At 68.9% G+C, this 12,501-nt stretch carries 12 protein-coding genes and 4 pseudogenes; 6 read left to right on the forward strand and 10 right to left on the reverse strand.

The genetic code is table 11. The features are described from left to right. Positions 1-133: 133 nt before the first annotated feature. Positions 134-1,483, forward strand: coding sequence for a maltokinase N-terminal cap-like domain-containing protein (locus AC2VOR_RS17845; RefSeq protein ID WP_486964238.1), 1,350 nt, complete (start codon positions 134-136; stop codon positions 1,481-1,483). 48 nt (positions 1,484-1,531) lie between these two features. Then, positions 1,532-2,245 carry a YoaK family protein gene (locus tag AC2VOR_RS17850; RefSeq protein ID WP_369741218.1) on the forward strand — a complete coding sequence of 238 codons (714 nt, stop codon included), beginning with the start codon at positions 1,532-1,534 and terminating at the stop codon, positions 2,243-2,245. 29 nt (positions 2,246-2,274) lie between these two features. Here AC2VOR_RS17850 and ag85C read toward each other — a convergent pair whose 3' ends face one another. The 6 genes from ag85C to AC2VOR_RS17880 form a co-directional block, all read right to left on the reverse strand. Continuing rightward, entirely contained in the window at positions 2,275-3,291 is a 1,017-nt protein-coding gene (ag85C, locus tag AC2VOR_RS17855) for a diacylglycerol acyltransferase/mycolyltransferase Ag85C (protein ID WP_369741217.1), read from the reverse strand. Between the two features lie 218 nt (positions 3,292-3,509). Then, positions 3,510-4,328, reverse strand: coding sequence for an ABC transporter permease (locus AC2VOR_RS17860; protein WP_369741216.1), 819 nt, complete (start codon positions 4,326-4,328; stop codon positions 3,510-3,512). Then, a complete protein-coding gene (locus AC2VOR_RS17865) occupies positions 4,318-5,142 on the reverse strand; it encodes an ATP-binding cassette domain-containing protein (protein WP_369741215.1) in 825 nt (274 codons plus the stop codon). The genes AC2VOR_RS17860 and AC2VOR_RS17865 overlap by 11 nt, the downstream gene beginning before the upstream one ends. Continuing rightward, on the reverse strand, positions 5,139-5,600 hold the full coding sequence (locus AC2VOR_RS17870; protein WP_486964239.1) for a MarR family winged helix-turn-helix transcriptional regulator: 462 nt from the start codon (positions 5,598-5,600) through the stop codon (positions 5,139-5,141). Before AC2VOR_RS17870 ends, AC2VOR_RS17865 begins: the two co-directional genes overlap by 4 nt. Before the next feature lie 18 nt (positions 5,601-5,618). Continuing rightward, positions 5,619-6,116, reverse strand: coding sequence for a metallophosphoesterase family protein (locus tag AC2VOR_RS17875; RefSeq protein WP_369741807.1), 498 nt, complete (start codon positions 6,114-6,116; stop codon positions 5,619-5,621). An 18-nt stretch (positions 6,117-6,134) separates the two neighbouring features. Then, positions 6,135-6,308: a hypothetical protein gene (locus AC2VOR_RS17880; protein ID WP_369741214.1), complete on the reverse strand. Its 174-nt coding sequence runs from the start codon at positions 6,306-6,308 to the stop codon at positions 6,135-6,137. 189 nt (positions 6,309-6,497) lie between these two features. Between AC2VOR_RS17880 and AC2VOR_RS17885 the strand changes: the two genes are divergently transcribed. Beyond that, positions 6,498-6,953: a MaoC family dehydratase gene (locus AC2VOR_RS17885; RefSeq protein WP_369741213.1), complete on the forward strand. Its 456-nt coding sequence runs from the start codon at positions 6,498-6,500 to the stop codon at positions 6,951-6,953. 129 nt (positions 6,954-7,082) lie between these two features. Here AC2VOR_RS17885 and AC2VOR_RS17890 read toward each other — a convergent pair whose 3' ends face one another. The 3 genes and pseudogenes from AC2VOR_RS17890 to AC2VOR_RS17900 all read right to left on the reverse strand — a co-directional run. After that, positions 7,083-8,378, reverse strand: a complete 1,296-nt coding sequence (locus tag AC2VOR_RS17890) for an acyl-CoA dehydrogenase family protein (RefSeq protein ID WP_486964240.1) — start codon at positions 8,376-8,378, stop codon at positions 7,083-7,085. 104 nt (positions 8,379-8,482) lie between these two features. Further along, positions 8,483-9,140: pseudogene (locus tag AC2VOR_RS17895) on the reverse strand (GAF and ANTAR domain-containing protein). Positions 9,141-9,402: 262 nt separating this feature from the next. Further along, positions 9,403-10,029: pseudogene (locus AC2VOR_RS17900) on the reverse strand (LLM class flavin-dependent oxidoreductase); the annotation flags it as partial. Between AC2VOR_RS17900 and AC2VOR_RS17905 the strand changes: the two are divergent. Continuing rightward, a pseudogene (locus AC2VOR_RS17905) lies at positions 9,952-10,313 on the forward strand (hypothetical protein). The pseudogenes AC2VOR_RS17900 and AC2VOR_RS17905 sit on opposite strands and share 78 nt — an antisense overlap. Positions 10,314-10,319: 6 nt before the next feature. Here the strand turns inward: AC2VOR_RS17905 and AC2VOR_RS17910 are convergent. Continuing rightward, entirely contained in the window at positions 10,320-10,994 is a 675-nt protein-coding gene (locus AC2VOR_RS17910; RefSeq protein WP_369741211.1) for a TetR family transcriptional regulator, read from the reverse strand. A gap of 70 nt (positions 10,995-11,064) precedes the next feature. Between AC2VOR_RS17910 and AC2VOR_RS17915 the strand changes: the two genes are divergently transcribed. Together AC2VOR_RS17915 and AC2VOR_RS17920 are read left to right on the forward strand one after the other, a co-directional pair. Next, entirely contained in the window at positions 11,065-12,174 is a 1,110-nt protein-coding gene (locus AC2VOR_RS17915) for a ferredoxin reductase (RefSeq protein WP_369741210.1), read from the forward strand. Between the two features lie 17 nt (positions 12,175-12,191). Continuing rightward, positions 12,192-12,501 (forward strand): annotated as a pseudogene (locus tag AC2VOR_RS17920) (acyl-CoA desaturase); the annotation flags it as partial.

The following is a 12,501-nucleotide window of genomic DNA, read 5'->3' on the forward strand; positions in this document are numbered from 1 at the left end:
GGAGCGATGAGGAGGAGCGGCGGTTGTGAGTGTGCCGCGACGATGCAGAGCGGAGCGATGAGGAGGAGCGGCGGTTGTGAGTGTGTCGCGACGATGCAGAGCGGAGCGATGAGGAGGAGCGGCGGTTGTGAGCATGAGTGAGCCGGCCAAGCTGCCCTGGGCCGAGTGGCTGCCGCAGCAACGGTGGTACGGCGGGCGTAACCGCGAGTTGGCCGCCACCGATGCGAGTCTGGTGGTGCCGCTGCGCGAAGACCTCGACCTGGTGCTGGTCGACGCCAGCTATGCCGATGGCTCGTCGGAACGCTACCAGGTGATCGTGCGCTGGGATACGGCGCCGGTCTCCGAGTACAGCACGGTCGCCACGATCGGCGCGGCGGGCGATCGGACCGGTTTCGACGCCCTGTACGACACCGATGCGCCGCAGTTCCTGCTGTCGCTGATCGACGCGTCGGCCGAGCGAGAGGCGTCGGGGACGCGGCTGAGGTTCGTCAAGGAACCGGATGCCGAGCTGCCGCTGGAGGCGCTGCCGCACGTCGCGGACGCCGAGCAGAGCAACACCAGCGTGATCTTCGACCGCCGGGCCATCTTCAAGGTGTTCCGGCGGGTCAGCAGCGGCGTGAATCCCGATATCGAACTCAACCGGGTGCTCGCCCACGCCGGCAACCCGCACGTCGCGCGGTTGTTCGGCACCTATGAGATCGCCGGGGCGGACGGCACCGAAGACACGGCGTGGCCGCTGGGGATGGTCACCGAGTTCGCGTCCAATGCGGCCGAAGGCTGGGCGATGGCCACGGCCAGCGTCCGTGACCTGTTCGCCGAGGCCGACCTTTACGCCCACGAAGTCGGTGGCGACTTCGCCGGCGAGTCGTTCCGGCTCGGCGAAGCGGTCGCCTCGGTGCACGCCACGCTGGCCGAGAACCTCGGAACCAGCCGGGCGACGTTCCCGCTCGACACCGTGCTGGCGCGGATGTCGTCGACCGTGGCGAAGGTGCCCGAACTCGAGGAGTACGCGACGGCCATCGAGGAGCGGTTCGGCAAGCTGGCGGGCGAGACGATCACCGTCCAGCGCGTCCACGGCGACCTGCACCTGGGGCAGGTGCTTCGGACACCGGAGAGCTGGCTGCTGATCGACTTCGAAGGGGAGCCGGGCCAGCCGCTGCAGGAACGCCGGGCGCCGGACTCGCCGCTGCGCGATGTGGCCGGGGTGTTGCGGTCCTTCGAGTACGCCGCCTACGGGCCGCTGGCGGATCAGGCCAGCGACAAGCAGCTCGCGGCCCGGGCCCGGGAATGGGTCGAGCGCAACCGCACCGCGTTCTGCGAGGGCTATGCGGCCGCGTCCGGAGTCGATCCGCGCGATTCGGCGGAGCTGCTGTCCGCCTACGAACTCGACAAGGCCGTCTACGAGGCCGGCTACGAGTCGCGGCACCGCCCGGGATGGCTGCCGATCCCGCTGCGCTCCATCGCACGGCTCACCGCGGACTAGGACAACTCGCGCTCTGCGCCCGCCACGCTTGTCTGCAAATATTTAGGCGTGGCCGGGGAAGTGTTCAACAGTGAGGCTCGTCTGTCGTGGGTGCTGGCCGTGCTCGCCGGTGTGGTGGGCGCGATCTCATTCACCCACTCCGCGGGTTATTTCGTGGTTTTCATCACCGGCAACGCCCAGCGCGCCGTGCTCGGATACTTCACCGGCGAAGTGTGGCTCGCCGTAAGCGCCGGGCTGCTCATTGTGGCATTCGTCGCAGGCGTGGTGGTCGCGTCACTGTGCCGGCGATTTTTCTGGGTGGACCACCCGCATGGTCCGACGGTGCTGACAACCCTGAGTTTGCTGGCCGCCACCGTGGTCGACGTCATCGACGAAGGGTGGGCACAAAACCTTCTCGACTTCGCGCCGATCGTGCTGATGGCCTTCGGCACCGGGGCCTTGAACACGTCGTTCGTCAAGGACGGCGAGGTGTCGGTGCCGTTGAGCTATGTGACCGGCACGACCGTCAAGATGGGCCAGGGTATCGAACGCCACATCGCTGGTGGTGGAAACGCCTCGGACTGGCTGGGCTATCTTCTGTTGCTGGCCAGCTTCGTCATCGGCGCCACGGTGGGTGGCCTCATCAGCGTGGTCGTGAACGGGACCTGGATGCTGGTGCTGGCAACGGCGGTGTGCGCGTTGACAACCGCGTACACCTACTTCCACCGGGACCGCCGCGCCCTGCTGGACCAGGCACCCAGAAGGCAGCGGCAGCGACGCTGACCGGTGCGCCGCTGCCGCTGCTGGTTCTCCTAGGACGCGGGCGCGGGCGCCTCGGGGGCGGGGGCCGCGCTGGTGAGCAGCACGTGCTGGATGTCGGGCTTCATCGCGACCAGCTGCTGGTTCCAGTACGGCCACGAGTGCGTCCCGTTGGCCGGGAAGTTGAACGTCCCGTTGCTCCCGCCCGCGGCCAGGTAGCTGTTCTGGAACTGCTGGTTGGTGCGCAGGGTCAGGCCCTCCAGGAACTTCGCGGGCATGTTGTCGCCGCCGAGGTCGCTCGGGGTGCCGTTGCCGCAGTAGACCCAGATCCGGGTGTTGTTCTGCACCAGGCGCGGGATCTGCAGCATCGGGTCGTTGCGCTTCCACGCCGGGTCGGTGGACGGACCCCACATGCTGTTGGCGTTGTAGCCGCCCGAGTCGTTCATGGCCAGCCCGATCAACGTCGGCCACCAGCCCTCCGACGGGTTCAGGAAGCCCGACAGCGAGGCGGCGTAGGGGAACTGCTGGGGGTAGTACGCGGCCAGGACCAGAGCGGAACCGCCCGACATCGACAGACCCACCGCGGCGTTCCCGGTCGGTGAGACGTTGCGGTTGGCCTGCATCCACGCGGGCATCTCCCGGGTCAGGAAGGTCTCCCACTTGTAGGTGTAGGTCTGGCCGTTGCCCTGCGACGGCTGGTACCAGTCGCTGTAGAAGCTGGACTGGCCGCCGACGGGCATGATCACCGACAGCCCGGACTGGTAGTACTCCTCGAAGGCCGGGGTGTTGATGTCCCAGCCGTTGTAGTCGTCCTGGGCGCGCAGACCGTCGAGCAGGTACACCGCGTGCGGCCCGCCGTATTCGAACTGGACTTTGATGTTGCGGCCCATCGACGGCGACGGCACCTCAAGGTATTCGACCGGAAGACCCGGCTTGGAGAACGCCCCCGCGGTCGCCGAGCCGCCGATCGCACCGACGAGACCGGACAACAGGGCAGCCCCGATAGCCGCGATAGCCAGCCGGCGTGGCATACCTGCCGCCGCGCCGCGCACCGTTTCCACGAACTTCATGGCTCCCATCCACCCAACTTTTTTGTCTTCCGCGTGACGCGGTCGGATCTGTTCTCGGGGAGTCAAACACAGGGGAGGGACGCGATCGGCCCGTCGTGGCCGCAGCGCGACATCGCGGTTGGCTAACGATTACGCATCGCGCCGGAATAGGTCTCGGCAGCGTCGCGATCGGCTATCGGGATTGTTACGGCGTTGGCGGCCCGGCGCTTTCGGCGAGCCTAGGCGACCAGGCGGCGCAACAGCGTTGCCGCCATGGCGATCCCGAGCATCGGCGCCACGACCAGCACGACGAGATCCAGGAGGTCGAACGGCGCGCCGATCAGCAGCGCCCGCAAAGCGTTCACCTCGTAGCTCAACGGGTTGACGACGCTCAGCGCGTGCAGCCACCCGGGCATCACGCTCGCCGGGTACAGCGCGTTGGACGCGAAGAACAAGGGCATGGTGATGGCCTGGCCGATGCCCATCAGGCGATCGCGGCTCCGGACCAGCCCGGCCAGCGTCATCGACAGGCACGCGAAGAACGCGGCGCCGAGCATGACGACCCCCATGGCCGCCAGGATCCGCAGCGGATTGACGGTCAGCCCGACGCGCATGGCGTAGGCCACCGCCAGCACCCCGACGACCTGGGCGACTGAGCGCACCCCGGCCGCGAACGCCTTACCGGCGATCAGCGCCGACGCGGGCGCCGGAGTCACCATGAGCTTGGCCAGGACACCGGCGTCGCGGTCCCAGATGATCTGTATCCCATAGAAGATCGAGATGAACAGCGCCGATTGGGCGATGATCCCCGGCGCCAGGAAGGCCAGGTAGGACACCGACCCGGTGTCGATGACGCGCAGGTGGCTGAACGTGGTGCCGAAGATCAGCAGCCACAGCGCCGGTTGCACCGTCCGCGTCAGCAGTTCGGTGCGGTCGTGCCGCAATTTCTGCAGTTCCACGATCGCGAAGGCGCCCACATTGCCCCATGTCGCGGCGACCCGTTGCCATCCGCGCGGCGCGCGCAGCAGCCGCGCGGGGGCCTGCTGCTCAAGCGACACGGCCGGCGGCCTTTCTGCGGGAGCGGATTTCGCGCAGCGGCTTGCCCGATTCGGTTGTTTCCCCGGCCAATTCGGTGGCCGCGTGGTGGCGGAAAACGTCCTCGAGCGTGGCCTGCGGGGACAAGGCCGACTTCAGCCCGCCGGGCGTGCCCACCGCCTGCAACGCCCCGCGGTGCATCAGCGCAACGCGGTCGCACAATGCGTCGGCCTCCTCCATGTAGTGGGTGGTCAGCAGCACGGTCATGCCGAACTCGGCCTGCATGTGCCGCACCTGCGTCCAGACGCCGTCGCGGGCGATCGGATCCAGGCCGACGGTCGGTTCGTCGAGCACCAGCAGCGACGGGCGGTTGACCAGCGCCTGGGCCACCTCCAGTCGGCGCACCATGCCCCCGGAGTAGGTTGCCGCGGGCCGGTTCGCGACGTCGAGCAACTGCATGGCCTGCAGCGCCTGGTCGACACGCTCCGTCCGCTCGGCGCGGGCCACCCCGTACAGCCGCGCGAACCAAGCCACGTTCTGCCGGCCCGTCAGCGCCGGCTCAATCGAAAGCTGTTGCGGCACATAACCGATGTTGCTGCGGATGTCGACGGTCTGGGTGCGCGCGTCGAGCCCGAAGATGTGCAGCTCGCCGTGCCGGACGGGCGTGAGGCTGGTCAGCACCCGCACCACCGTCGTCTTGCCGGCACCGTTGGGGCCGAGCAGTCCCATGGTCTCGCCGGGCCGCACCTGCAGGCTCAGGCCGTCGACGGCGGTGAAGTCCCCGTAGCGGCAGGTGAGGTTGCGGCAGTCGATCGCCATGATGTCGGGCGCGCTCATATCGATTTCTCCTGCAGCATCGTGGTCATCCTCTCCAGGACCGCCAAACCCTCTGCCAGCGAAGCGATCTCGGCGTCATCGAGCTTGTCGAGCAACTCGGCGACCAGGGCGCGCCTGGCCGCGGCCGAGGCGTCCATGACCTGCTGGGCCGGTTCGGCCAGATGCAGCCGGCCGACGCGCCGGTCGCGGGGATCGACGTGGCGGTCCAGCAACCCCGCACCGACCAGCTTCGACACCAGGGTGGAGGCGGTGTTGGGCACCAGGCCGAGTTCGGCGGCGGCCTCGTTGACCGAGATCCCCGGCCTCCTGGCGATCAGCCGCAGCAGTTCGGCCTGGGACTCCGACAGTTGCCCGGGGGCGTAGCCGGTCCCGGCGGAGCGCCGCAGGTGGCGGCGGAACCGGCCGACGGCACGGGTCACGTCGGCGGCGAGGGCGGAACGGGTTGTCACCCCTCCGATAATACCTCTTTAGGGAAGCTATCTTTCAAGCTTGTGGAGGTCGACGCTGGTCAGGGCGCCGCCGGTCACGGTCGCGGTCATGTACGTGCAGTGGGGTTGCCGGCGGCGGTCGGTCGGCGAGCCGGGGTTGAGCAGCCGCAGGCCGGTGGTCGTCGTGGTGTCCCAGGGGATGTGGCTGTGGCCGAACACCAGCAGGTTGCTGTCGGGGTAGAGCCGCGACATCCGGGCCTCCCGCCCGGCCGCGGCGCCCGTCTCGTGGACCACCGTGACATGCAGGCCGTCGAGCACCGCGTCGGCACGCTCAGGCAGCCGCGCGCGCAACCGCGGTCCGTCGTTGTTGCCCCAGCACGCCAGCAGCCGGGCGGCCCGGTTCTGCAGCTCGTCGAGCAGCTCGACGCTCGTCCAGTCGCCGGCGTGGACGACGACGTCGGCCGCGTCGACCTCGTCCCACACCCGGGCGGGCAGGTCGTGCCCGCGCCGCGGGAGGTGGGTATCGGCGATGAGCAGCAGCCGCACCGCCCCATCTTGCACCGGCTACTTCTCGTTGGCGCGGGCTTCGGCTCCGGTCTCGCCGACGTCGATCGAGTCGTCGGGGCTGGTCTGGCCGACGTACGTGCCGTCCTCGTCGCCGCGGCCAGCGCGCGGGCGCGACTCGTGGGTTTCGGGCTCGACGTCGGATTCGGCCTTGTGAACCTTAAATTCAGGCATGTGCGAGTCCTTTCGCTGTTCGCTCCTGGGTTCCCGCGACGGCTTCCGGCAAACCGGATCGGGCTGCTGCGGCGCGAAGTCGCGCCGGATGCCATGCGCCGTTCCCCGGCGACCACCCCCACGACCCCCGGACAAACATGCCCCGATCCGGCGCTATTGTTACCACCCGGAGCCCAAGGAGAACACCGCATGCGCATCTTCGAATCAGTAGCCGAACTCACCGCCGCGACGGGTGAGACCATCGGGCAGAGCGACTGGGTGACGATCACCCAGGAAGACGTCAACCTGTTCGCCGACGCGACCGGCGATCACCAGTGGATCCACGTCGACCCCGAGCGCGCGGCCGCCGGGCCATTCGGCACCACCATCGCCCACGGGTTCATGACCCTGGCGCTGCTGCCGCGGCTGCAGCACCAGATGTACACGGTCAAGGGCATCAAGCTCGCAATCAACTACGGCCTCAACAAAGTTCGCTTTCCCGCCCCGGTCCCGGTGGGTTCCCGGGTGCGCGCGCAGAGCTCACTGGTCAGCGTCGACGACCTCGGCGACGGCGCCGCGCAGGCGACGGTGTCGACCACCGTCGAGATCGAGGGCGCACCCAAGCCGGCGTGCGTGGCCGAGAGCATCGTCCGCTACATCTCCTGACTGCCCGCGCTACATAATCACCCCGGCAGCTGGTCACCCAAATCGACGTTTCGCAGACAAAGTGCAAGAGGCGGCCTGCAAAACGTCGATCTCGGCGAGCGGACCACACGAACGCGGCCGGCCAAACCCTCAGAACTCGGCGATCGAGTGCTCCAGGCGTTCGGCCAGGCGGGCCTGTGCCTCGGCGCGCCGGGTCGGTATGTGCGCGGACGGGAAAGGCGTTGTAACCGGCTGGTATTCGCGCAGCGTGCGGCGGGCGACCGTCATCTTGTGCAACTCGGTGGCACCGTCGGCGATGCCCAGTGACTCGGCGGCCACCAGCATCTTGACGAACGGCATCTCGTCGGAGACGCCGAGCGCGCCGTGCAGGTGCAGGGCCCGCTGGGCGACGTCGTGCAGCACCTGCGGCATGGCGACCTTGACGGCGGCTATGTCGCGGCGCACCTTCTGGTAGTCGTGATGCTTGTCGATCAGCCAGGCCGTGCGCAGCACCAGCAGCCGGAACTGCTCGATCTGGATCCAGCTGTCGGCGATCTTCTCCTGGGTCATCTGGAAGTCGGCTAGCCGGCCGTGCCGCGTCTTGCGGGACACCGCGCGCTCGCACATCATGTCGAATGCGCTGCGCGCCAACGCGATCGTGCGCATTGCGTGGTGGATTCGGCCGCCGCCCAGCCGGGTCTGCGCGATCATGAAGGCCTGGCCCTCGCCGCCCAGCACATGATCGGCCGGCACCCGGACGTCGTGGTAGCGGACGTAGCCGTGGCTGGCTCGCCTGGACGATTCGGCGCCCACGCCGACGTTGCGCACGATCTCGATGCCCGGTGTCTCGGCGGGGACGATGAACAGCGACATCTTGTCGTAGGTGCGCGACTCGGGATTGGTGACGGCCATGACGATGAAGAACGACGCGTGCTTGGCGTTGGTGGAAAACCACTTCTCCCCGTTGATCACCCAGTCGTCACCGTCGCGGGTGGCCGCGGTGACGAACTGGCCGGGATCCGAACCGCCCTGCGGTTCGGTCATCGAATAGCAGGACGTGATCTCGCCGTCGAGCAGGGGCTGCAGGTAGCGGGCCTTCTGCTCGTCGGTGCCGAACAGCGCCAGGATCTCGGCATTACCGGAGTCGGGCGCCTGGCAGCCGAACACCGACGGCGCCCACCGCGAGCGCCCGAGGATCTCGTTGAGCAGCGCGAGCTTGACCTGGCCGAAGCCCTGACCGCCGAGTTCGGGCCGCAGGTGGGCGGCCCATAGCCCCTGGTTCTTGACCTGCTGCTGCAACGGCCGCAGGACCGCCATCGTCTCGGGGTTCTTCTTGTCGTAGGGATCGAGGGCGACAAGGTCCAGCGGTTCGAGTTCGTCGGCCATGAACTTTTCGACCCAGTCGAGCTTCGCCTGGTATTCCGGGTCCGTTTCGAAGTCCCACACCGTCGCCAGCCGTTCCCCGGTGCAGCGCCGCACCGGCATCGTTGATGGAGTCCCACCATCCTAGAGCCGGCGATGCCGCGGGGGGGCGGCGCCGCCACCCGGCCTCAGTGGCGCTCGCCGCGGGTCTCTATGACGCGCTGGGCGATGGCGGCCAGCTTCATCTGTCGCTCCTGGGACAGTCGCCGCAGCATCTGGAAGGCGCGGATGTCGTCGACGCCGTAGCGCTCCATGATGATGCCCTTGGCCTGGCCGATGCGGTCCCTGGTGGACAGCGCGGTCTGCATCTGCTGCGCGTGCCGCCCGGCCAGGATCGCCGCGGCGGCGTGCGCGGCCAGCACCGAGCCGACGGTCTCGGCCTCGGGCTCCCACGCACCGGCGGTGAAGCCGAACACGTTCAGCGCCCCCGCGGTCCGATCCGAGGTGTACAGCTTGAACGACAGGGCGCGCAGCACCCCCTGCTGGACGGCGCCCGGCGCGAACCGCGGCCAGCGCGTCTCGGCGCCCAGATCGTCGCTGCGCACAATCGTTTCGTGCAGGGCGGCCTCGTCGCAGGGCCCCTCGCCGAAGGTGATCTGCAGCTTGTCGAGCTCGGCCACCACGTCGTGGGTGCCGGCCACGGATTCGAAGGCCCCGCCCTTGGCCACCAGCAGCACGCCCACAGCATCGGCCCCCGGAATCATCTGCAGTGCGGAGCCGGTCACCTCCTTTCAGGGTGTGCTCGACCGGGCGGGTGACGGCAAGCGTGCGGGCCAATTCGGCCATCCGCACGGCCAGCTCGTGTTTGGAGTCCGGGACGATGCACTCTGGGACATCGGATTCCCCACGTCGTTCATCCGACATGCAATCCAGCGTAGCGACCGGCGACCGTGGGAACCTCCGGCGCGACGGCGCACTGCGACTCAGTCTGCGGCACGCGTACCAGTTCGACTTCTGCGACCATGCGATCCTCCCCGCCGCGGCATCACCGGGCCGGTCCTCCGTCCGGGCGCGGATACCCGGGGGTGTGCACCTCGAACGAGCGATCTCAGTGCAGCTCGGGCACGACGCGGGAGGAATAGAAGTCGATGGCGGTGACCGAATCTTCCTGGGGAAGTGCAGGAACGGGACGGCGCCGGCGTCGAGAACCTTTGTACGGCGGCGATGTGGGGTGCCGGGTCGATGCCGACGGTCCAATCGGCGAGCCCCTGGTCGAGGAGGTTGGGCTGGTCGACGGCGCCGGCGGTGAACCGCCACAGGACCGCGTTCCGGGCAGCCTGGTCCTTGTCCCCGACGACGGCGAACATCTCGGCGCGCTTGCCCAGGTTGGCGGGGTCGCGACCGGCGGCCCGCGTACCCCCGGCGAATGCGGCGATCAGCCGGGGGTTGGCGACGCCGCGGTCCTGGCCGATCCACCCGTCGCCGTAGCGGCCAGCCCGGGTCGCGCTCTTGGGGCCGCCGGCCGCCACGAAGATCGGCGGGGGTGTGTCGGCGGCAGATCGTAGATCTTCAATGAGTTCTTCTGAAAGTATTTGCCCGCGAGAGAGATCCGCGAACCGCTCCACAGCCGGCGGATCAGTTTGATGGCTTCGAGCAATTGCTCAACCCCGCGGACCTCCCCGAGGAGGGCGGACCCGGGGGAACGCTGAACCCGCGCGAGGGCACCGATTCCGACGAGGTGCACAACGACGACGGCGACATCGTCGTCGATCCGCCGGAGGGCTGGAGCGAGGCGGACCGCTTCGGTGTGACGGCACGCGAAGCACGCGAGGGCGAGTCCCTCGACCGGCGGCTGGCACAGGAGCGCCCGACGTGCCCGAGGGTGCGACGGGGCCGGTGGCCGACGAACCTCTAGGGCGGGCCCATCGGGGCCAGATCTACGGCGCCCCCGAGGACGGCGAGTCGTTCTACGAGGTCGTCGACGAGAACGCCGCTCCGGACCTCACCCGCGAGCGGTGAGCCGAGTCAGGGGCTGCTCCGCCAGCCGGCGATGCCGACGGCGATCATCCTGAGCTGTTTGACGGCGATGCGCCGGATCTCTTCCAGCGCCTCGGCGCTCTGCGCGTCCTCGATTGCCTCGGCGATGGCGATCATCGCGTTGACGAACAAGGTGGCCAGCACGTTGAGATCCTCGGTGCTCCAGGCGTTGAGCCCCGGGAAGCGGGCCAGGTCGGTGGCCAGCTCCGAGGTGATCAGGCGGATCTCGGTGCGGATGGCGTAGCGCAGCACGCTCAGCCCGCTGTTGCGCTCGCGGCCGATCAGGCGCCAGTGTTCGCGGCGCTCGGCGACGCTGCCGATCAGGATCTCGACGGACGACTCGATCACCCGGTTGGGGTCGAACCTGCCGGCGCGCGCCGCGCGCAGCGTGTCGCGCAGCGAACGGAACGACTCGTCGATCAGCACCAGGCCGAGCGCCTCCATCGACTCGAAGTGACGGTAGAACGCCGCCGGCACGATCCCGGCCTCGCGGGTGACCTCGCGCAGGCTCAGGCTGGAGAAGCTGCGGTCTCCCAGCAACTTGAGCGCCGCGTCGATGATGGCGCGCCTGGTGGCCTGCTTGCGCTCCTCGCGCGACGGGCTGTCGCGGGAGCGTTCGCGTCCGGAACCCCGCGGCCGTGAGCCAGGCGTACGGCTGTTCACTGTGTGAACCCTAACACAGAGCTGCGGGAAAGCCTTGACTACCTGGACCGGGCGGTAGCACCGTGTACACATGTTCACTCAAACTACGCACACCTCCGGTGGGACCCTCGCCCGGGCGTTCCGGAAGCGAGTTCTGGGTTCCGATCTGCTCGACCTGCTCACCGGTCCGCACGGCGTCGACCGGTACACCGAGTTGGTGGATCCGACCTGGACGCGGGGGGAAGCCCGCGCCAGGGTCGTCGACGTCCGGCGGACGACTCCGCGCAGCGTCACCCTCACGCTCGCCCCGAACGAAACCTTCACCACCGCCCATGCCGTCAAGGCCGGTCAGTACGTCAACCTCACCGTCGAGATAGACGGCCGCCGGCACACCCGCTGCTATTCACCGGCCAACGCCGAAGGTGCGGCCACTCTCGAGTTGACGGTCGGTCGCCACGACGGCGGGCTGGTGTCCAACTATCTCTACCACCGTGCCCGCCGCGGCATGGTGGTCGGCTTGTCCGGGGTCGGGGGCGACTTCGTCCTGCCGGCCCGGCGACCGCGACGGATCCTGTTCGTCTCCGGCGGCAGCGGCATCACGCCGGTCATGGCGATGCTGCGCACCCTGGTCGCCGAGGGCCACCCGGACACGCCCGGCGCCGAGGTCGCGTTCGTCCACTACGCGCGCACCCCCGTGGATGCGTGCTATCGCGACGAGCTGGCCGCGCCGCTCCCCGGCGTGCGGGTGCTGCACGGCTACACCCGCGCGGGCGGTGGCGACCTCGTCGGCCGCTGCGGACCGGAACACCTCGCGGCAGCCATGCCGGCACCGGATGCGGTGTTCGTGTGCGGCCCGGCGGCCCTGGTCGAGACGGTCCGCGAGCACTGCGACAACGTCTACACCGAGAGCTTTGTGCCGCCCGCACTCGATGCGCCGACGACACCGTCGGGCGGGCGAATCACTTTCTCCGACAGTGCCATCGATGTCTTCGACGACGGCCGGCCGCTGCTCGAGCAAGCCGAGTCGGCCGGGCTGGCCCCGGCCAGCGGATGCCGGATGGGCATCTGCCACACCTGCACGCGGCGCAAGAGCGCCGGCACCGTGCGCAACCTGGTCACCGGCGCGGTCTCGACCGTCCCCGACGACGACGTCCAGATCTGCGTGTCCGTCCCGGTCGGCGACGTCGACATCGCGCTCTAGATCCCGGAGGGAAAACCATGCCACAGAACAAGATCACGCTGACCCCGGATCAGGCCGAAGCCTTCGGCCGCGAACTCGACGCGCTGCGAGACCGCGTCCTTGCCGACCTGGGCCAAAAGGACGCCGACTACATCCGTCGCGTCATCAAGGCCCAGCGGGCGCTAGAGGCCGGCGGGCGGGCCCTGCTGTTCCTGCCCCCGGCCTGGCTGGTCGGCACCGCGATGCTGGGCCTGTCGAAGATCCTCGACAACATGGAGATCGGCCACAACGTCATGCACGGCCAGTACGACTGGATGCGCGACCCGGCGATCTCCGGCCGCTCCTTCG

It is taken from the genome of Mycobacterium sp. TH-M103 (assembly GCF_057473785.1).

Excerpts from the sequence above, each read along its gene's own strand:
- AC2VOR_RS17845 (WP_486964238.1), top strand. The coding sequence starts at position 134 with ATGAGTGAGCCGGCCAAGCTGCCCTGGGCCGAGTGGCTGCCGCAGCAA.
- ag85C (WP_369741217.1), bottom strand. The coding sequence starts at position 3,291 with ATGAAGTTCGTGGAAACGGTGCGCGGCGCGGCGGCAGGTATGCCACGC.
- AC2VOR_RS17865 (WP_369741215.1), bottom strand. The coding sequence starts at position 5,142 with ATGAGCGCGCCCGACATCATGGCGATCGACTGCCGCAACCTCACCTGC.
- AC2VOR_RS17880 (WP_369741214.1), bottom strand. The coding sequence starts at position 6,308 with ATGCCTGAATTTAAGGTTCACAAGGCCGAATCCGACGTCGAGCCCGAA.
- AC2VOR_RS17885 (WP_369741213.1), top strand. The coding sequence starts at position 6,498 with ATGCGCATCTTCGAATCAGTAGCCGAACTCACCGCCGCGACGGGTGAG.
- AC2VOR_RS17915 (WP_369741210.1), top strand. The coding sequence starts at position 11,065 with ATGTTCACTCAAACTACGCACACCTCCGGTGGGACCCTCGCCCGGGCG.